Origin of the sequence: Streptomyces tyrfis, assembly GCF_037034285.1 — a bacterium.
GTDB lineage: Bacteria > Actinomycetota > Actinomycetes > Streptomycetales > Streptomycetaceae > Streptomyces.
Window position 1 is genome coordinate 150,692 of record NZ_JBAGJZ010000008.1, and the last position, 17,854, is coordinate 168,545.

The following is a 17,854-nucleotide window of genomic DNA, read 5'->3' on the forward strand; positions in this document are numbered from 1 at the left end:
GCACGCGTCCAGCGCTCTCGTACGCTCCCGCTGTCCCGTGTCCCATGGGTCCCGTAGGGGACCCGCCCGGCGCGTACGGCCCCGGGGGGGTGTCCGTCCTACGAGGCTCGCGCCGACCGTCCCTACAGGCTCACGCCGACCGTCACCGGTTCGTTGACGAGCCGGACGCCGAACGCCTCGTGGACCCCGGCCACCACCTCGCGGGCCAGCGCCAGGAGGTCCTCGGTGGTGGCGTCGCCCCGGTTGGTGAGGGCGAGGGTGTGCTTGGTGGAGATGCGGGCCGGGCCGGCGCCGTACCCCTTGGCGAAACCGGCCCGGTCGATGAGCCAGGCCGCGGAGGTCTTGACGCGTCCGCCGTCCGCGGGGAAGGCCGGGGGCGTCACCTCGGGGCCGAGGCGGTCCCTGACCCGGGCGAGGAACGCCTCGTACTCCGCCGCCTCCAGGATCGGGTTGGTGAAGAAGGATCCGGCCGACCAGGAGTCGTGGTCCTCGGGGTCCAGCACCATGCCCTTGCCCGCGCGGAGCCCGAGCACCGTCTTCCGGGCGGCCGCCGCGGGCACGCGCTCGCCCTGCTCGACGCCCATGGCGCGGGCCGTCTCGGCGTACTTCAGGGGCGCCGACAGCCCGCCCGCGTCCTCCAGCTCGAAACGGACTCGGAGCACGACGAAACGGTCGGGTTCGGCCTTGAAGCGACTGTGGCGGTACGAGAACGCGCACGCGGCGTTGGGAATGGTGACCGTTTCGCCGGCCCGCCGGTCGTAGGCGATGACCTCGGTGATGGTGGAGGACACCTCCTGCCCGTAGGCGCCGACGTTCTGGATCGGCGTCGCCCCGGCGGACCCGGGGATTCCGGCCAGGCACTCGATGCCCGCGAGGCCGGCCTCGACCGTGCGGGCGACGGCGTCCGTCCAGACCTCTCCGGCGGCCAGCTCCAGCGTGGTGCCGTCCAGGGCGAAGCCCTTGGTCGCGATGCGCAGGGCGGTGCCGTCGAAGCCCTTGTCGCCGATGACCAGGTTGCTGCCGCCGCCGATGATCAGGAGCGGGGTGCCGGCGTCGTCGGCCTCCCGCACGGCTTCGATCACCTCGGCGTCGGTCGTCGCCGTGAGGAGCCGGGTGGCGGGGCCGCCGAGCCGGAAGGTGGTCAGGGGGGCGAGGGGGGCGTCGTGGAGTTCCTGCACGGGGACAAGAGTACGGTCCGGCCGCAGACGGCCACGGACGCGTGTCGGGTACGGCGCGCGACCCCGCCCCGGCAGCCGGGACCAAGCCGCCGACCGGGGCGAGGCCGTGGACCGGGGCAAGGCCGTGGACCGGGACCAAGCCGCTGACTGGGACCAAGCCGCCGACCGGGGCAAGGCCGTGGGCCGGGGCGAGGCCGGGACGCCCCGCTCAGGCGGCGACGGGGACGCGCTCCCCCGCCGTCTCGTCGGCCGCTTCGGGCCGCGCCGCCGCGGACGTGCCGCGCCCCGGGATCAGCAGCGCGACGAGGGCCGCCAGCGCCACCGCGCCGGAGCCGATCCACACCGCCGGAACGGTCCCGTCCGTGAAGGCCCGCGCCGACTCGTAGCCGCCCCGCGAGGAGAAGACCGTGGCGAGCACCGCCACGCCGAGGGCTCCGCCGACCTCGCGCAGGGCGTTGTTGGTGCCGGAGGCGATGCCCTGTTCGGCGGGGCCGACGCTGGACATCACGAGCCCGGCGGCGGGCGCGAAGTACAGGGCCATGCCGATCCCGCCGACGATCAGGCCGGGCAGCTGCGAGGCGTACGAGGCGTCCGGACCGATGATCAGGGCGAAAAGGGCCAGGCCCACCGACTGGAGGGCGAGCCCGGTGACGACCACCGGACGGCCGCCGAACCGGTCGGAGAGCATCCCGGCGATCGGCGCGACCAGCATCGGCATCCCGGTCCAGGGCAGCATCCGCAGACCGGCCTCGGTGGGCGAGTAGCCCAGTACGGCCTGGAGGTACTGGCTGAGCAGGAAGATCGACCCGAACATGCCGAGGAACATCAGCAGACCGGCCGCGTTGATCCCGAGGAAGGCGCGCCCCCGGAACAGCCGCATGGGCAGCATCGGGTGCTTCGCGCGAAAGCCGTGCCGGATGAACGCGGCGATGAGCACCGCGCCGCCGAGCAGCGAGCCGAGGACGGGGGCGCTGGTCCAGCCGTCGGCGTTGGCGTTGACCAGGCCGTGGACGAGGCCGAAGAGCCCTCCGCTGACCAGGAGCGTGCCGGGAATGTCGAGCCGCGCGTCCGGTGCGTACGACTCCGCCAGGCGCAGCCGGGCGACCGGCAGCAGGACCAGGCCGATCGGCACGTTCAGCCAGAAGATCCACTGCCAGGACAGGTGCTCGGTGAGGCTGCCGCCGATCAGCGGACCGCCGGCCACGGCCAGCCCGGTGACGGCGCTGAACGCCCCGAGCGCGGCGCCGCGGCGGCCGGCCGGCACGGCGGCCGTGAGGAGGGTCAGGGTCAGCGGCATCATGACCGCCGCGCCGACGCCCTGCACCGCCCGGAAGGCGATCAGTTCGCCGATGCCCGACGAGAGGGCCGCCGCGGCGGAGGCGCCGGTGAAGACGGCGAGCCCGCCGAGGAAGAGCCGACGGCGCCCGAACCGGTCGCCGAGGGCCGCGCCGAGCATCAGCAGGACGGCGAAGGTGAGGGTGTAGGCGTTCACCGTCCATTCGAGCTCGGCCAGTTCGCCGCCGAGGCTCTTGCGGATGGAGGGCAGGGCGGTGGTGACGACCAGATTGTCGAGGGCCGCCATGAAGGCGGCGGCGCTGGTGATGACGAGGGTCCAGACCGCTCCTGAGCGGCCCGTCGTGGGTTGGTTCACTGTTCCCCCCTGGGGTTAGTTATCAATGACTAACTTCTCTGGACAGAAAACCGGGCGGACGGCGCCCCGGACGGGGCGGGCGCCCGGGTCGCGCCGTGCTGTTCGCCGTGCCGTTCAGGGACAGGGCCTGGCCGAGTCGTAGAACCCGGTCCAGACCCGGTGATCGGCCGGGAAGCCGAGCGAGGTCAGGGTGTTGATGAGCATGCCGTACGCGAAGAACGTGGTGGTCTCCTCGGCGTCGGCGCCGAGAGCGAGGTGCACCTCGTCCCACATGCGCAGCCACGCGGTGCGCAGCGTCTCGCCGAGCTCCTGGTTCCCCGCCGCCCCGGCGCTGGCCACGGCGGCGTAGGTCTGCATCTGCATCAGGAGCTTCTCGGGGTCCTCGACGATGAGATGCTGGTACGCGGCGGCCATCGCGGAGACCGCTTCCTCGCCCTCCAGCCCCTCGGCGGCCTCGGCGAAGACCTTGCGGGTGTCCAGCAGGCAGCGTTCGGCGGCGGCGAGGAACATGGCCTGCTTGTTGGGGAAGAGCCGGAAGAGGTACGGCTGCGAGACGCCGACGCGCCGGGCGATGACCTCGGTGGAGGTGGCGTCGTAACCGCTGCGGGCGAATTCGGTGATCGCCGCACGAATGACGCTCTCGCGCCGCTCTTCCGCGCTCATCCTGACCATGCCATGAAGTTAGTGCCCAATCACTAACCTGGTCAAGCGGTGGTCGCACCCGAACGGACCGGGTCCCCGGCGCCCGGGGGGACGCGCGAGGGGCACCGCCCCCAGGACGGTGCCCCTCGTGCGCGCCGGGCCATGACCGCCGGACCGCGGCCGTCGGCACCGGGCCCGCCGCACCACGGCGCGAGCGCGGCCCGTCGGCACCGGGCCGGCCGCGCCCGCGGCACGGGCGACGCCCGGCCCCGTCAGGCCAGCCGCACCACGGCCCGGGCCATGCCCAGCACCTTCTTGCCCTCGCTCATGGCCGTCAGGTCGACCCGCACCTGCTTGTCGTCGAGCAGGGCCGCCACCTTGGCGGCGACCTCGATCAGAGCGCCCTCGTCGTCGTTCGGCACGACGACCGGCTTGGTGAACCGCACCCCGTACTCGACGACCGCGCCCGGGTCGCCTGCCCAGTCCGTGACCACCCGGATCGCCTCGGCCATGGTGAACATGCCGTGCGCGATCACGTCCGGCAGCCCGACCTCGCGGGCGAACTTCTCGTTCCAGTGGATGGGGTTGAAGTCCCCGGAGGCCCCCGCGTACTGCACCAGCGTCGCCCGGGTCACCGGGAAGGACTGGGCCGGCAGCTCCGTGCCGACCTCGACCGACTCGTAAGCGACCTTCGCCGTCATCACGCCTCCTCGGCGGCGCGCGCCACCAGCTTCGTCCATGCCGTCACAACGTGCTCACCGGACTCGTCGTGGACCTCGCCGCGGATGTCCAGCACATCGTTGCCCGCCAGCGACTTGATGCCCTCGATCGTCGAGGTGACCGTCAGCCGGTCCCCCGCCCGCACGGGACGCACGTAGGCGAACTTCTGGTCGCCGTGCACCACGCGGCTGTAGTCCAGGCCCAGCTGCGGGTCCCGTACCACCTGCCCGGCGGCCTTGAAAGTGATCGAGAAGACAAAGGTCGGCGGTGCGATCACATCGCTGTGGCCCAGCGCCTTGGCGGCCTCGGGGTCGGTGTACACCGGGTTGGCGTCCCCCACCGCCTCGGCGAACTCGCGGATCTTCTCCCGGCCGACCTCGTACGGCGGAGTGGGCGGATAGGTCCGCCCCACGAAGGACTGGTCGAGCGCCATGGGCTCGCTACCTCCTGATGAGAGATGAAAAAGGCCGAACAACAGCCCTATACAACGCCACGAGGCCGCCCCCATCGGGGACGGCCTCGTGAACGAGCCTGAGTCAGCGCGTCTCGCGGTGCGCGGTGTGCGAGTTGCAGCGCGGGCAGTGCTTCTTCATCTCAAGACGGTCCGGGTTGTTACGCCGGTTCTTCTTGGTGATGTAGTTCCGCTCCTTGCACTCCACGCAGGCCAGCGTGATCTTCGGGCGGACGTCGGTGGCAGCCACGTGAGTGCTCCTTGACGGACGGGTAGACGGATAAACACAGAAAGAGTAGCCGATTGAAGGACCGACCCCGCAATCGGCTACCGTGAGTAGCGGTGACCGGACTTGAACCGGTGACACAGCGATTATGAGCCGCTTGCTCTACCGACTGAGCTACACCGCTTTGATGACAGGTTTCCCCCGCCGAAGCGGGGAATCCCGATCACCAGAGCCCCAATGCGGAATCGAACCGCAGACCTTCTCCTTACCATGGAGACGCTCTACCGACTGAGCTATTGGGGCGAGCGAGGAAGACATTACACGCTTGGTCGCCGGTTGCTCAAATCCGTTCCGGCGAAGCCCTTCGGACGGCCGACCGGACGGTCCGGGGCCCCTCCGCGACTGTCCGTTCCCCGCCTCCCACCTGCCTGAACAGCGGCCCGACCGGCCCGGCGCCCCCGCCGACCGCCCCACCGGCCACGACCGCCCCGGCCGTACGCCCGTGCCCCAGGGGCCCCGGACCACACCGGTACGACTATTTCGCTCCTCCTCGAACCGGGCCGAACCCGCCCCTAGGCTCGACTCACTCTGCGTGATCTTTCCCCCTTTTTCCGTAGCGCCTTTCCCGACGCCCGTTCCAGCCCCCATCCCCCAGCTCCGCCCCATCCCCATCCCCATCCCCGTTCCCTCGCCCGCCCCTTCCGCGCATTCCGCCTTTCCTCCGCCCCCTTTCCCCGTACTTCCCCGTACTTCCCCGTACTTCCCCGCCCTTCCTTGCCCTTCCCCGCCCTTCCTTGCCCTTCCCCCTCCCCTTTCCGACCGCCCGCCACCTCCCGCCTGCCCTCCCCTCCGCAGGTCCCGTTCCAGGAGCGCGATGCCCGACAGCCAGCCGCGGCCGTCCGACGACCACGCCGCCGACGGCCTCGAAGCCCCCGACCCGGCCGACGGCCCCGACACCACCGCGACCGCCGAGACCGCCGAGACGAGCCCCCTGGTGCTCTGCGGCGCCCGCCTGACCGACGGACGCGTCGTCGACGTACGGCTCGGCGGCGGCCGGATCGAGGCCGTCGGCACCGCGGGCAGCCTGGCCGTCCCGGGCGCGCGGGTGGACCTGCGCGGCCACCTGCTGCTCCCGGCGCCCGTCGAGCCCCACGCCCACAGCGACACCGCGCTCACCGCCGACGGCGCGGGCCCCGGCGTCCCGGGTCCGGTGTCCCACCGTCCCCAGGACGTCCAGCGCCGGGCCACCGAGGCCGCCCTGCTGCAACTGGGCCACGGCGCCACCGCGCTGCGCGCGCACGTACGAATCGGCTCGGTCCAGGGCCTCGCCTCGCTGGAAGCGGTCCTCCGGGCCCGCGACTCGTTGCGCGGGCTCGTGGAGCTGACCCCGGTCGCGGTGCCCCGGCTGCTCACCGGCGTCGCGGGCGCCGACAACCTGGCCATGCTGCGCGACGCGGTCGAGATGGGCGCCGCCGCGGTCGGCGGCTGCCCCGACCTCGACCCGGACCCGGCGGGCTACGCGGAGGCGGTGCTGGAGATCGCCGCCGAGCGGGGCCGCCCGGTCGATCTGCACACGGACGGCGACGACCCGGCCCGGCTGGGCCGGCTCGCCGCCTTGGCCGGCGGGGTGCGCTCCGGGGTCTCCCTCGGCCCGTGCGCCGGCCTGGCCCGGCTGCCCTTCCCGTCCGCGACCCGCGCCGCCGACCAGCTCGCGGCGGCCGGGGTGACGGTGATCTGCCTCCCCCAGGGCGGCTGCTGCGGGACGGAGGGTCGCGGCACCGCGCCCGTGGGGCTGCTGCGGGCGGCCGGGGTGCGGATCGCCGCGGGCAGCGGGGCGCTGCGGGACCTCGCGAACCCGGTGGGCCGCGGGGACCCGCTGGAGGCCGCCTACCTGCTGGCCTCGCAGAACGACCTGCCCGCAGACGAGGCGTACCGGACGGTGTCGTCGGCCGCCCGGGCGGCGATGGGACTGCCCGAGGTCCGGGTCGAGGCGGGCTTCCCCGCCGAGCTGCTCGCCGTACGCGGGGAACAGCTCTCGGGCGTGCTGTCGCTGGCGTACAGCCGGGTCGTGATCCATCGCGGCCGGGTGGTGGCGCGGACGAGCGCGGTACGCGAGTACTGCGACTCGGAGACCGTCGCCGCCCTCGGACTCCCCCGTCAGGGCCGGCCGGGCACCGGTCTCTGGAGCGGGACCTGAGCGCGGCCGCCCGCGGCGACGTACGGTCAAGACATGCGCATTGTCATCGCAGGTGGACATGGTCAGATCGCGCTGCGGCTGGAGCGCCTGCTCGCAGCGCGCGGGTACGAGGCGGTCGGCGTCGTCCGTGACCCGGGACAGAGCGAGGACCTCCGGGCGGCGGGCGCCGAACCGGTCGTCCTGGACCTGGAGTCGGCCTCCGTGGAGCAGGTGGCGGAGGTGCTCCGCGGCGCGGACGCCGCGGTCTTCGCGGCCGGCGCGGGCCCGAACAGCGGCGCGCCGCGCAAGGAGACGGTGGACCGCGGCGCGGCGGTGCTCCTCGCGGACGCGGCCGAGCGGGCGGGCGTGCGCCGCCTGGTCGTGGTCTCGTCGATGGGCGCCGACCCCGATCACCCCGGCGACGAGGTGTTCGACGCGTATCTGCGGGCGAAGGGCGCCGCGGACGCGTACGTGCGCTCCAGAACCGCGTTGGACTGGACGATCCTGCGCCCCGGCATGCTGACGAACGACGCGGGCACGGGGCTGGTCCGGCTGGCCGTCTCGACCGGCCGGGGGCCGGTGCCGCGCGACGACGTGGCGGCGACGCTGCTGGAGCTGCTGGAGACCCCGGCGACGGCGGGGCTGACCCTGGAGCTGGTCTCGGGGAGCGTGCCCGTGGCGGTCGCGGTGAAGGACGTCGCGGGCAACTGAGCCGGCCGGTGCCGGGACGCCCGTACGCGCGGCGCGCACGGGCGTCCCGGCACCGGCGCGGGGCGTGCGCCCGGCCCGCTTCGGTCGCGCGCCCTCAGTCGGGCGGGGCCGGGCGGACCGTGATGCCGTGGCGCTCCAGCAGGGCCGAGGTCACGCCGTCGCCCTCACGGAGCACGCCCGTGAACGTGCCGTCGTAGACCGTGCCGCGCCCGCAGGAGGGGCTGCGGGCCATCAGCAGCGCCTCCGTGCACCCGCCGGCGCGCGCCGCCGCCAGCGCGCGCTCCGCCCCGTCAACGAACTCCCGCGTCACATCGCGCCCGGTGTCGTCGACGACGCGCGCGCGGCCGTCCAGCACGTCGTGACCGTCGCCCCCGACGATCTCCGCGGGGCGGCGCGGGGTGGGCAGTCCGGCGGCCACCTCTGGGCAGAAGGAGACGGGACGGCGGTCCCCGATCGCCTCGGCCACCGCGCCGGAGGCCTTGCCCCGGCCGTCGAAACGGCAGGGCACCCCGCGCAGACAGGCGCTGACCAGTACAGGTTCCATGCTCCGACCCTCGCATGAGGCCGCGTCAGAGGACACCCGGGCCAGGTCGTACGCCGGCCGTGCTCCCCGTTCCTCCACGCGCGCCCCGTCGCTCTCGTACACACGAAGAAACCCCGTCCGACCTGCGTGAAGCAGGTCGGACGGGGTTTCCCGTCCTGTGGCGGCGCCAGGATTCGAACCTGGGAAGGCTGAGCCGGCAGATTTACAGTCTGCTCCCTTTGGCCGCTCGGGCACACCGCCTGGGATCGCTGCCCTGAGAACCGCTTTTCGGCGGTGCTCCCTGGCAACGACGTAAACGATACCCGATGCCCGGGGGTGCTCCGCCACCGGATTGATCAGCGGCTCGATCGGGTGCGGATGGCTAGGCTTTGACGGCGGGGCGGGGCCGGGAGACCGGCGACCGCCCGTGCGTACGCCGTTTCCCAGCATCCCGATACAAGGAGCCACACGTCATGGCCGACTCCAGTTTCGACATCGTCTCGAAGGTCGAGCGGCAGGAGGTCGACAACGCCCTCAACCAGGCCGCCAAGGAAATCTCGCAGCGTTACGACTTCAAGGGCACCGACGCCTCGATCTCCTGGTCCGGCGAGAAGATCCTGATGTCGGCGAACGGCGAGGAGCGCGTCAAGGCGATCCTCGACATCTTCCAGTCCAAGCTGATCAAGCGGGGCATCTCGCTGAAGGCCCTGGACACGGGCGAGCCGCAGCTGTCCGGCAAGGAGTACAAGCTCTTCTCCTCCATCCAGGAGGGCATCTCCCAGGAGAACGCCAAGAAGGTGGCGAAGATCATTCGCGACGAGGGCCCGAAGGGTGTGAAGGCCCAGGTCCAGGGCGACGAGCTGCGGGTCAGCTCGAAGAGCCGCGACGACCTCCAGGCCGTGCAGGCGCTGCTGAAGGGCAAGGACCTGGACTTCGCGATCCAGTTCGTGAACTACCGCTAGCAGGAGGCGGGCCCGGCCGGCGCAGGCGCCGGTTCTTCGGCCGGAGAGAGCACGTCGGGGGCGCGGCGCGGGATTGTTCCGCCCGCCGCCCCCGGTGTGCTTCCTCCCCGTTCGGCCCCCTGGCGGGCCGGTCGGGTGGCAGGGTGAGGGGATGCTCTCCGAATCCGCCGTTCCCGGCGACCGGCACGTCCCGGCCGAGCCGACGCCCTTCGAGGGCGGCGAGGCCTTCCGAGGAGCGGATGCCGGGACGGTGCTGGACTTCTGGCGCTACGCGGTGCCCGACCTCCGGACCAACACGACCCGGGGTCTGCTCGCGGAGTTCCTGGTCCATCGGGCGGTCGGCGCCGAGGAACGCAACACGGAGTGGGAGAGCTTCGACGTCCTGGCGCCGAGCGGGCTCAGGATCGAGGTCAAGACCAGCGCGTACCTCCAGGCGTGGGGGCAGCGCCGGTTGTCGGAGATCCGCTTCTCGCGGCTGCGCGGGCGGGTCTGGTCGCCCGAGGACGGCAGCGCGCCGGAGCAGACCTACAACGCCGACGTCTACGTCTTCGCGCTGCACACCGCGCGCACCCACGCCGAGTACGACCCGCTCGACATCGGGCAGTGGCGCTTTCATGTCGCTCCCCGGGCGCTCGTCGAGGCGACCGGGCGGGCCGGCCTGGGGCTGGCCGCCGTGCGGAGGATCTGCGGCGAGCCCGTCGCCTACGCGGCGCTCGCGGACCGGATCGCTGCCTGCGGCCGTGCGGTTCGGCGTCCAGACGCCGAGCGGGCGCGCTGACCCGCGCCCCGGGGCACCGCGCGGGCGGCGGGCCCGGGGGCCGATGTCCGAATACCGCCGGTCGTGGCGGAGGCCGGGACGCAGACTGGTGGGTGCCGGGCGATGAACCTGTCGCCTTCCGGCACGACGGGTGCGGAGAGGACGAGCCATGACCATGTACGCGACGGTCGACAGCCCACTGGGCGAGTTGTTGCTGGTCGGCGAAGAGGCGGGGGACGCCGCGGAGACGGCCGGAGGGGTGGCGCTCGTGTCGTGCTCCCTGCCCGGTCAGAAGGGCGCGGCGGTGGTCCGGGAGGGCTGGGGCCACGCGCCGGACGCCTTCGCGGGGATCGCCGCACAGTTGCGGGAGTACTTCGCGGGGCGGCTGACCCGTTTCGACATCGCCCGCGCCGACGGCGTGGGCACGGACTTCCAGCGCCGGGTGTGGGCCGCGCTGGACGCCGTTCCGTACGGGGAGACCGTGTCGTACGGGCAGGTCGCCGAGCGGGTCGGGGTGTCGGGGGCGGGGGTGCGGGCCGTGGGGACGGCGATCGGGCGCAATCCGCTGCTGGTCGTCCGGCCGTGCCACCGGGTGATCGGCGCGGACGGGTCCCTGCGCGGCTACGCGGCCGGGCCGGAGCGCAAGCGACGGCTGCTGGAGCTGGAGGGCGCCCCGGCGGTGCGCTGACATGTCCGGGCTCTTTCCGAGGCCGCGCACCGTCGTCGCGCCGGGGGCGGTGCACGTGCCCGAGTGGCTCTCGCCGGAGCGGCGGCGGGAGCTCGTGGCGGCCTGCCGGGAGTGGGCGCGGGGGCCGGTGCCGATGCGGCGGACGGTGCTGCCCGGCGGGGGTGTGATGTCGGTGCGGACGGTCTGTGTGGGGTGGCACTGGCAGCCGTACCGGTACTCCCGGACCGCCGACGACGTGAACGGGGCGCGGGTCGCCGGATTCCCCGACTGGCTGGCGGAGTTGGGCCGGGAGGCGCTGGTCGCCGCGTACGGGGAGGAGGCCCCGGTCCGGACGTACGCGCCGGACGCGGCGCTCGTGAACTTCTACGAGGGCGCGGCGCGGATGGGCATGCACCAGGACCGGGAGGAGCGGTCCGGCGCGCCGGTGGTGTCGCTCAGCATCGGCGACACCTGCGTCTTCCGGTTCGGGAACACGGAGAACCGGGGACGGCCCTACACGGACGTGGAGTTGGCCTCCGGCGATCTGTTCGTCTTCGGCGGGCCGTCGCGCCTCGCCTTCCACGGCGTGCCGAAGGTCCTTCCCGGGACGGCCGATCCGGCCTCGGGGCTGAGCCATGGCCGGCTCAACCTGACCCTGCGCGAGACGGGGCTGGGGTCCTCGGGGGACTCGGACGCCCGCGGCGCGGACGCGCGCCGACGGGGTGCGCGCGGGCCGGGCGGCGACCGGTGACCCGGGGCGCCGCCGGACGGAGCCGCGGAACGGGACCGGCGGGACCAGCGGGACCTGCGGGACCAGCGGGACCGGCCGGACGGGCAGGGCCGCCGGGACGGGCGGGCCGGTGACCCGGGACGCCGCCGGACGGAGCCGCGGAACGGGACGGGCGAGACCTGCGGGACCGGCGGGACCAGCGGGACCAGCAGGACCAGCAGGACGGGCGGGACGGGCGGGACGGGCGGGACCGGCCGGACGGGCAGGACCGCCGGGGCGGGCGGGCTGCTGACGGGCGCGTCCGGGCGCCGGGGATGCCGGTGCGCCCGGGCGTCAGCCCGCGTTCGCTCCGAGGCGCGGGCCGACGCGGGCGGCGTAGTCCGGCCAGGGCGCCGGCTCGGCCGCCTCGTCGTCGTCGGAATCCTCGGAGTCGTCGCCGTACCAGGCGGCGCCGTCCGGCGTCCGGTCGCCGGTCAGCGGCATCGGACCGTACGCCGGTCCGCGGCCGCCGTCGGCCATCCCGGTGCGGAGCGCGGTGAGCAGCGGCGGGACGGGGAACCCGAGGGCGGCTTCCGCGCGTCGTACGTCTTCGACGGGCAGCGGCGCGGGGAGGGGGTACGCCGCCCGTCGCGGCGCGGTGCGCGCGGTCTTCTCCGCGGCGGCAGGCAACCGTTCGGTGTCGTTCATGCGTTCATGGTGGACGACGGCACTGACAATCCCCGGCGGCGCGGCCGCCGGGCCGGACGGCGCGGGGGGGTCCGGCGGGCGGGGCCGGGACGGGGGCCCCGGGCGGCCCGTCCTGCTCCGCCGCCCCGGCGATGACGGCTCCCTACGGGCGGGGACCGATACTGACACTGGGTCGGCCCACCGGCGCCGGGCGGGCCGACGGACGAGCGAGACGGAGTGTGGCGGGCATGAAGCCTCTTCAGCTGATCCTCAACATCCTGTGGGTGGTGTTCTGCGGCTTCTGGATGGCCCTCGGCTACGCGGTCGCGGCACTCATCTGCTTCATCTTCATCGTGACCATCCCCTTCGGCATCGCCTCGCTGCGGATCGCGGGCTTCGTCCTGTGGCCGTTCGGCCGGACCACCGTGGAGCGGCCCGGCGCGGGGGCGCCCTCGTGCGTGGGCAATGTGATCTGGCTGGTCTTCGCCGGATGGTGGCTGGCGCTGGGGCACCTGCTCACCAGCATCCCGCTGTTCGTGTCGATCATCGGCATCCCGTTCGGCTGGGCGAACCTGAAGCTGATCCCGATCTCCCTCATGCCGCTGGGGCGTGAGGTGGTCACGACCGACGAGGCGTTCGGAGCGCGCTGAGGCCGGGGGAACGCCGGGTCGCCGCCGCGCGGGGCGCGCCGCTGAGGCCCCGGGGGAACGCCGGGTCGCCGCGCGGGGCGCGCCGCTTCCCGGTGGTCGCCGGCCGGGCTCAGGGGCGGCGGCCCGCCATCCGCTCCAGGCGGGCGATGCGCTCCGCCATCGGCGGGTGCGTCGAGAACAGCTTGGACAGACCCTGGCCGGGGCGGAACGGGTTCGCGATCATCATGTGGCTCGCGGTCTCGATTCTGGGCTCGGGGGGCAGCGGCAGCTGCTTCGTGCCCGCGTCCAGCTTCCGCAGGGCCCCGGCGAGGGCCAGCGGGTCGCCGGTGAGCTGGGCGCCCGAGGCGTCCGCCTCGTACTCCCGGGACCGGCTCACGGCCAGCTGGATGACGGAGGCGGCGAGCGGGCCCAGGATCATGATCAGCAGCATGCCGAGGAGGCCCGGGCCCTCGTCGTCGTCGGACCGGCCGACCGGGATCAGCCAGGCGAAGTTGACCAGGAACATGACGACGGAGGCGAGCGCCCCGGCGACGGACGAGATCAGGATGTCGCGGTTGTAGACATGGCTGAGCTCGTGTCCGAGGACGCCGCGCAGCTCTCTCTCGTCGAGGATCTGCAGGATTCCGTCGGTGCAGCAGACCGCCGCGTTGCGCGGGTTTCGGCCGGTGGCGAAGGCGTTGGGGGCCTGGGTCGGGGAGATGTAGAGCCGGGGCATGGGCTGCCGGGCGGCCGTCGAGAGCTCGCGGACCATGCGGTAGAGCGCCGGCGCCTCGAACTCGCTGACGGGGCGGGCGCGCATGGCCTTCAGCGCCAGCTTGTCGCTGTTCCAGTACGCGTAGGCGTTGGTGCCGACGGCCACGACAAGCGCGACGACCAGGCCCGTACGTCCGAAGAAGCTTCCGATGACGATGATGAGGGCGGACAGCCCTCCGAGAAGTACGACGGTCTTCAGCCCGTTGTGCCGGCGGTGCACGGTACGCCCTCCAAGTGGTGCGGCAGGGGAACCCTTTGCTCGGTGGTCTCCACTCCCCCAGTGGAGCCTCTCGTACGGGTCAACGCCAGGCGGGTTGAGCTAGTTCCCTTGTGCACCGCGTCACGGGGCGGCCGGGGACGGCGGACACGTCCCGGGCGGGCACGGCGCGAACGGCCCGGGCGGGCACGGCGCGCACGGGCCGCATGGGCGCTGGGCCGTAGGGGTGGGCGGGGCCGCGCGCCCCGGCGGACGGCCCCGTCCCACGCTCCGGACCGGCCGCGCCGCACGGGGCGGGGCCGGGGAAGAGGGGCTGACGGGGCCGGGGAGAGGGCTGGGGCGAGAGGGCCGGGAGAGGGGCCCTCGGCGGGTCAGCGCTGGGCGGGGAGGCCGGCGAACGCGAGGGCCTTGGGGTCCGGCTCGATCTCGCTGGTGCAGTGGGCGCAGCGGGAGGCGATGGCCGGGATCTCGGTGTAGCAGCGGGGGCAGTCGCGGACGGCGGCCTTGATGTCGACGGCGTCGTCGTGCTTGGCGAACCGGTCCTGGACCTTCGTCATGGGGACGACGACGGCGAAGTACAGGACCGTCGCGGTGATCAGGAAGGCGATGGCGGCGGCCAGGAACTTCCCGTACGGGAAGACCGTGCCCTCGATCGCGAACTCCGCGGAACTGAAGTCGCCGACCGACCCGGTGGCGAGACCGATCAGCGGGGTGATGAACGCGGTGCTGAAGCCGGTGACGACGGCGGTGAACGCGGATCCGACGGCCAGACCGATGGCCATGGAAATGATGTTTCCGCGCAGGATGAAGTCCTTGAACCCGTTCAGCACTGCTCTTGCTCCCTCTGGGACATGGGTGGGTGTCGCGATGTGCGGCCATAGACCTTGCCCTGTGCGGGCCGTCCCGGGCAAACCGATCTTGTGCCGGCCGGAACCGGCCTCGCGCCGGTCAGAAGAGACTCACGGCGGCGAATTCGAGGATGGTCTGCGGCGCGCCGGACAGCACGACGCCCGCGACGGCCGTGAGCCCGATCGCGACGGCGACCGGGACCGGGGCCGGATGCCTGGTCGGGGCGAGTGCGGCCGGGGCCGCGGTGCCCTCCCCCGCGGGCCGTTCCGCGCTTTCGTCCGCGGTCTCGCCGGGCGCCGGCTCCGGGGCGCGGAAGAGGGCCGCGGTCCACCGCAGGTAGTAGTACAACGCGATCACCACGTTGACGGCCATGACGACGGCGAGCCAGCCGAGTCCGGCGTCGACGGCGGCGGAGAAGACCGTGACCTTGGCGAAGAGGCCGATGACGCCGGGCGGCAGGCCGGCCAGGCAGAGCAGGAAGAAGGCCAGCGCGAGGGCGGCGAGCGGACGGGTCGCGTACAGGCCCCGGTAGTCGGAGAGCCGGTTGCCGGGGTGGGTGCGGGCGACGAGCGCGGCGACCGCGAACGCGCCGAGGTTCACCACGGCGTACATCAGGGCGTACGCGACGGTGGAGCCGATGTGCCGGTCGCTGGCGTACGCGGCGGCGGCGATCGGCACCAGCAGGTAGCCGGCCTGGCCGACGGACGACCAGGCGAGCAGGCGTACGGCGCTGCGCGCCCGGTCGGCGTTCTGGCGCAGGGCGGCGACGTTGCCGACGGTCATGGTGAGCGCGGCGAGGACGGCGAGGGCCGGGCCCCAGACGTCGGCGTAGGCCGGGAAGCCGATCACGGCGACGAGGATGAGCCCGGAGAAGCCGGCGGCCTTGCCGACCACGGAGAGGTAGGCGGCGACCGGCAGCGGGGCGCCGATGTAGGTGTCGGGGACCCAGAAGTGGAAGGGCGCGGCGGCCGTCTTGAAGGCGAAGCCGACGAGGGTGAGGACGACGCCGGTCTCGGCGAGGGTGCCGAGCTGCCCCGGCACGTCGTCGAGCCGGGTGGCGAGCTCCGTGAGGTGGAGGGTTCCGGCGGCGGCGTACACGAAGCTGACGCCGAGCAGCGTGACCGTGGTCGCGACGACGGAGGAGAGGAAGAACTTGAGCGCGGCCTCCGAGGAGCGGCGGTCGCCGCGCTTGATGCCGACGAGGGCGAAGGCGGGCAGCGAGGCGACTTCGAGGGCGACGACGAGGGTGGCGAGGTCGCGGGCGGCGGGCAGCAGCACGGCGCCGGACGCGGAGGCCAGCAGCAGGAACCAGAACTCGCCGGCCGGGAGCCTGCGGGTGCCGCCGAGCGAGAGCAGGGCGGTGAGCAGGGCGCCGACGAGGACGAGGGCCTGGATGACGAGGGCGAAGTGGTCGGCGGTGTAGCTGCAGGCCCCGGCGGTCCCGGTGCCGGTGGCGGCCGGGGTGAGGCAGAAGGTGGAGCGGTCGCCGGCGCGCAGCGGTACGAGGAGGGCGAGCGCGGCGACGAGCCCGGCGAGGGTGATCCCGCCGAGGGCCGGCTTGCGCGCCTCGGGCAGGAAGAGGTCGGTGACCAGGACGATCAGGGCGGTGGCCGCGACGACGACGGGGGGCGCGATGGCGAGCCAGTCGACGGACTGGACGAGCCCGGTGACGCCGTCGGCGGCGGTGGCGGCGAGACCGGCGGCGGTCGTGACGGCGTCCGGCGGGAGGAGGCCCGGGGTGGCGGCGGCTGCGGTCACGACTTGCCTCCTGCGAGGAGCTTCTGCACGGCCGGGTCGGTGAGGCCGAGGAGGGCGGCGGGCCACAGGCCGGCCAGGACGGTGAGGGCGACGAGCGGGGTCCAGGTGGCGAACTCGTACGCCTGGACGTCGGCGAGCCGTTGCCGCTCCTCCCGCTTCTCGCCCATGCAGACGCGGCGCACCACGATGAGCATGTACGCGGCGGTGAGCAGGGTGCCGAACGCGGCGATCGCCATGAAGGTGAGGAAGGCGGGCCGGCTGAGTCCGTCGGCGGGGGCGAAGGAGCCGAACAGGGCGAGCATCTCGCCCCAGAATCCGGCGAGTCCGGGCAGGCCGAGGGAGGCGACCGCGGCGAAGGCGAGGAGGGCGCCGAGGCGGGGCGCCCGGCCGTAGAGCGCGGCCCCGGTGGCGCCGGCGAGGGTGTCGAGGTCGGCGGTGCCGTACCGGTCCTTGACGGCTCCGACCAGGAAGAACAGCAGCCCGGTGATGAGGCCGTGGGCGATGTTGGCGAAGAGCGCGCCGTTGACGCCGGTGGGGGTCATGCTCGCGATGCCGAGGAGCACGAAGCCCATGTGCCCGACGGAGGAGTACGCGATGAGGCGCTTGAGGTCGCCCTTGGAGCCGGGGCGCGCCAGCGCCAGGCAGGCGAGCGATCCGTAGACGACGCCGACGGCCGCGAAGGCGGCGAGGTAGGGCGCGAAGGTGTGCATGCCGTCGGGGGCGACGGGGAGCAGGATGCGGACGAATCCGTAGGTGCCCATCTTCAGCAGGACGCCCGCGAGCAGCACCGAGCCGACGGTGGGGGCGGCGGTGTGGGCGTCGGGGAGCCAGCTGTGCAGGGGCCACATCGGGGTCTTCACGGCGAGCCCGATCCCGATCGCCAGAACGGCGATGACCTGCACGGACGTGGTGAGCCCGCGGCCGTTGTCAGTGGCGAGCGCCACCATGTCGAAGGTGCCGCTCTTCAGCCCGATGAGGAGCAGGCCCAGCAGCATGACCACCGAGCCGAGGAGGGTGTAGAGGATGAACTTCCAGGCGGCGGCCCGCCTCCCGGCGCCGCCCCAGCGGGCGATCAGGAAGTACATCGGGATGAGCACCGTCTCGAACGCCAGGAAGAACAGCACCAGGTCGAGAACGGCGAAGGTCGCGAGGGTGCCGGCCTCCAGGACGAGGACGAGGGCGACGAACGCCTTCGGCGAGGGCCCGGCGGGCGGCTTGAAGTAGCTGTGGAGGGCGCAGAGGAAGGTCAGCAACGCGGTCAGCACGAGGAGGGGGAGCGAGATGCCGTCGATGCCGAGGTGGATGCGGACGTGGAGCGCCGGGATCCAGCTGATGTCGGTGGTGGCCTGCATCTTCGACGGGTGGGCGTGGTCGAAGCCCGCGGCGAGGAGGAGCGTGGCGGCGAGGACCGCCCCGGTGACGGTCACGCCGTGGCGGAGCACGGCCTGGTCGGGGCCGGTGCCCTTGAGACCGGGCGGGGCGGGCAGCAGGGCGGCGACGGCGCCGAGGAGCGGGGCGGCGACGGCGAACGCGAGAAGGAACTGCATCACGGATTCACTGATATCGA

Annotated in this window: 19 protein-coding genes and 3 tRNA genes; 7 read left to right on the forward strand and 15 right to left on the reverse strand. The window is 73.4% G+C overall.

Annotated features, from left to right (window positions below):
• Positions 1-122: 122 nt before the first annotated feature.
• The 8 genes from WA762_RS08860 to WA762_RS08895 form a co-directional block, all read right to left on the reverse strand.
• Positions 123-1,178 carry a UDP-N-acetylmuramate dehydrogenase gene (locus WA762_RS08860; RefSeq protein ID WP_335934548.1) on the reverse strand — a complete coding sequence of 352 codons (1,056 nt, stop codon included), beginning with the start codon at positions 1,176-1,178 and terminating at the stop codon, positions 123-125.
• 208 nt (positions 1,179-1,386) lie between these two features.
• A complete protein-coding gene (locus WA762_RS08865; RefSeq protein ID WP_335934549.1) occupies positions 1,387-2,829 on the reverse strand; it encodes a DHA2 family efflux MFS transporter permease subunit in 1,443 nt (480 codons plus the stop codon).
• A 114-nt stretch (positions 2,830-2,943) separates the two neighbouring features.
• The gene (locus WA762_RS08870) at positions 2,944-3,492 is read right to left on the reverse strand and encodes a TetR/AcrR family transcriptional regulator (protein WP_335934551.1); all 549 of its coding nucleotides are present in this window, start codon (positions 3,490-3,492) and stop codon (positions 2,944-2,946) included.
• Between the two features lie 251 nt (positions 3,493-3,743).
• The gene (locus WA762_RS08875) at positions 3,744-4,172 is read right to left on the reverse strand and encodes a MaoC family dehydratase (RefSeq protein ID WP_335934552.1); all 429 of its coding nucleotides are present in this window, start codon (positions 4,170-4,172) and stop codon (positions 3,744-3,746) included.
• Positions 4,172-4,624: a MaoC family dehydratase N-terminal domain-containing protein gene (locus tag WA762_RS08880; protein WP_335934554.1), complete on the reverse strand. Its 453-nt coding sequence runs from the start codon at positions 4,622-4,624 to the stop codon at positions 4,172-4,174. Before WA762_RS08880 ends, WA762_RS08875 begins: the two co-directional genes overlap by 1 nt.
• Before the next feature lie 103 nt (positions 4,625-4,727).
• Entirely contained in the window at positions 4,728-4,892 is a 165-nt protein-coding gene (gene rpmG / locus WA762_RS08885; RefSeq protein ID WP_003956487.1) for a 50S ribosomal protein L33, read from the reverse strand.
• Between the two features lie 87 nt (positions 4,893-4,979).
• A tRNA-Met gene (locus WA762_RS08890) sits at positions 4,980-5,052 on the reverse strand.
• Positions 5,053-5,098: 46 nt separating this feature from the next.
• Positions 5,099-5,171 (reverse strand) — tRNA-Thr (locus WA762_RS08895).
• Positions 5,172-5,742: 571 nt separating this feature from the next.
• Here WA762_RS08895 and WA762_RS08900 point away from each other — a divergent pair.
• The gene (locus WA762_RS08900; RefSeq protein ID WP_335934562.1) at positions 5,743-7,065 is read left to right on the forward strand and encodes an amidohydrolase family protein; all 1,323 of its coding nucleotides are present in this window, start codon (positions 5,743-5,745) and stop codon (positions 7,063-7,065) included.
• Positions 7,066-7,098: 33 nt separating this feature from the next.
• Positions 7,099-7,755, forward strand: coding sequence for an SDR family oxidoreductase (locus WA762_RS08905; RefSeq protein WP_335934564.1), 657 nt, complete (start codon positions 7,099-7,101; stop codon positions 7,753-7,755).
• A 94-nt stretch (positions 7,756-7,849) separates the two neighbouring features.
• On the opposite strand, the gene WA762_RS08910 is transcribed toward WA762_RS08905, so the two are convergent.
• Entirely contained in the window at positions 7,850-8,299 is a 450-nt protein-coding gene (locus WA762_RS08910) for a 2-thiouracil desulfurase family protein (RefSeq protein WP_335934566.1), read from the reverse strand.
• Between the two features lie 158 nt (positions 8,300-8,457).
• Positions 8,458-8,539, reverse strand: a tRNA-Tyr gene (locus WA762_RS08915).
• A gap of 212 nt (positions 8,540-8,751) precedes the next feature.
• Here WA762_RS08915 and WA762_RS08920 point away from each other — a divergent pair.
• The 4 genes from WA762_RS08920 to WA762_RS08935 all read left to right on the forward strand — a co-directional run bounded on the left by WA762_RS08920 (position 8,752) and on the right by WA762_RS08935 (position 11,415).
• Positions 8,752-9,240 (forward strand): YajQ family cyclic di-GMP-binding protein, encoded by a 489-nt coding sequence (locus tag WA762_RS08920; RefSeq protein WP_335934567.1) that lies wholly within the window; start codon positions 8,752-8,754, stop codon positions 9,238-9,240.
• A 151-nt stretch (positions 9,241-9,391) separates the two neighbouring features.
• Positions 9,392-10,018, forward strand: a complete 627-nt coding sequence (locus WA762_RS08925; protein WP_335934568.1) for a hypothetical protein — start codon at positions 9,392-9,394, stop codon at positions 10,016-10,018.
• 148 nt (positions 10,019-10,166) lie between these two features.
• Complete coding sequence (locus WA762_RS08930) at positions 10,167-10,685, forward strand: methylated-DNA--[protein]-cysteine S-methyltransferase (RefSeq protein WP_335934570.1); 519 nt, start codon at positions 10,167-10,169, stop codon at positions 10,683-10,685.
• 1 nt (position 10,686) lies between these two features.
• On the forward strand, positions 10,687-11,415 hold the full coding sequence (locus WA762_RS08935) for an alpha-ketoglutarate-dependent dioxygenase AlkB family protein (RefSeq protein WP_335934572.1): 729 nt from the start codon (positions 10,687-10,689) through the stop codon (positions 11,413-11,415).
• Between the two features lie 312 nt (positions 11,416-11,727).
• Here WA762_RS08935 and WA762_RS08940 read toward each other — a convergent pair whose 3' ends face one another.
• Positions 11,728-12,081 carry a hypothetical protein gene (locus WA762_RS08940; RefSeq protein WP_335934574.1) on the reverse strand — a complete coding sequence of 118 codons (354 nt, stop codon included), beginning with the start codon at positions 12,079-12,081 and terminating at the stop codon, positions 11,728-11,730.
• Between the two features lie 227 nt (positions 12,082-12,308).
• Here WA762_RS08940 and WA762_RS08945 point away from each other — a divergent pair, with 227 nt between their 5' ends.
• Positions 12,309-12,710 carry a YccF domain-containing protein gene (locus tag WA762_RS08945; RefSeq protein WP_335934576.1) on the forward strand — a complete coding sequence of 134 codons (402 nt, stop codon included), beginning with the start codon at positions 12,309-12,311 and terminating at the stop codon, positions 12,708-12,710.
• Positions 12,711-12,819: 109 nt separating this feature from the next.
• Here WA762_RS08945 and htpX read toward each other — a convergent pair whose 3' ends face one another.
• From htpX to WA762_RS08965, 4 genes are all read right to left on the reverse strand, one after another.
• Positions 12,820-13,683: a zinc metalloprotease HtpX gene (gene htpX, locus WA762_RS08950; RefSeq protein WP_335934578.1), complete on the reverse strand. Its 864-nt coding sequence runs from the start codon at positions 13,681-13,683 to the stop codon at positions 12,820-12,822.
• Between the two features lie 368 nt (positions 13,684-14,051).
• A complete protein-coding gene (locus tag WA762_RS08955; protein WP_335934580.1) occupies positions 14,052-14,510 on the reverse strand; it encodes an MscL family protein in 459 nt (152 codons plus the stop codon).
• Positions 14,511-14,628: 118 nt separating this feature from the next.
• A complete protein-coding gene (locus WA762_RS08960) occupies positions 14,629-16,164 on the reverse strand; it encodes an NADH-quinone oxidoreductase subunit N (RefSeq protein WP_335934649.1) in 1,536 nt (511 codons plus the stop codon).
• Positions 16,165-16,283: 119 nt separating this feature from the next.
• Positions 16,284-17,834 carry a complex I subunit 4 family protein gene (locus WA762_RS08965; RefSeq protein ID WP_335934582.1) on the reverse strand — a complete coding sequence of 517 codons (1,551 nt, stop codon included), beginning with the start codon at positions 17,832-17,834 and terminating at the stop codon, positions 16,284-16,286.
• Positions 17,835-17,854: the final 20 nt, after the last annotated feature.

Excerpts from the sequence above, each read along its gene's own strand:
- WA762_RS08870 (WP_335934551.1), bottom strand. The coding sequence starts at position 3,492 with ATGAGCGCGGAAGAGCGGCGCGAGAGCGTCATTCGTGCGGCGATCACC.
- WA762_RS08875 (WP_335934552.1), bottom strand. The coding sequence starts at position 4,172 with ATGACGGCGAAGGTCGCTTACGAGTCGGTCGAGGTCGGCACGGAGCTG.
- WA762_RS08880 (WP_335934554.1), bottom strand. The coding sequence starts at position 4,624 with ATGGCGCTCGACCAGTCCTTCGTGGGGCGGACCTATCCGCCCACTCCG.
- WA762_RS08900 (WP_335934562.1), top strand. The coding sequence starts at position 5,743 with ATGCCCGACAGCCAGCCGCGGCCGTCCGACGACCACGCCGCCGACGGC.
- WA762_RS08905 (WP_335934564.1), top strand. The coding sequence starts at position 7,099 with ATGCGCATTGTCATCGCAGGTGGACATGGTCAGATCGCGCTGCGGCTG.
- WA762_RS08910 (WP_335934566.1), bottom strand. The coding sequence starts at position 8,299 with ATGGAACCTGTACTGGTCAGCGCCTGTCTGCGCGGGGTGCCCTGCCGT.
- WA762_RS08920 (WP_335934567.1), top strand. The coding sequence starts at position 8,752 with ATGGCCGACTCCAGTTTCGACATCGTCTCGAAGGTCGAGCGGCAGGAG.
- WA762_RS08925 (WP_335934568.1), top strand. The coding sequence starts at position 9,392 with ATGCTCTCCGAATCCGCCGTTCCCGGCGACCGGCACGTCCCGGCCGAG.
- WA762_RS08930 (WP_335934570.1), top strand. The coding sequence starts at position 10,167 with ATGACCATGTACGCGACGGTCGACAGCCCACTGGGCGAGTTGTTGCTG.
- WA762_RS08935 (WP_335934572.1), top strand. The coding sequence starts at position 10,687 with ATGTCCGGGCTCTTTCCGAGGCCGCGCACCGTCGTCGCGCCGGGGGCG.
- WA762_RS08940 (WP_335934574.1), bottom strand. The coding sequence starts at position 12,081 with ATGAACGACACCGAACGGTTGCCTGCCGCCGCGGAGAAGACCGCGCGC.
- WA762_RS08945 (WP_335934576.1), top strand. The coding sequence starts at position 12,309 with ATGAAGCCTCTTCAGCTGATCCTCAACATCCTGTGGGTGGTGTTCTGC.
- WA762_RS08965 (WP_335934582.1), bottom strand. The coding sequence starts at position 17,834 with ATGCAGTTCCTTCTCGCGTTCGCCGTCGCCGCCCCGCTCCTCGGCGCC.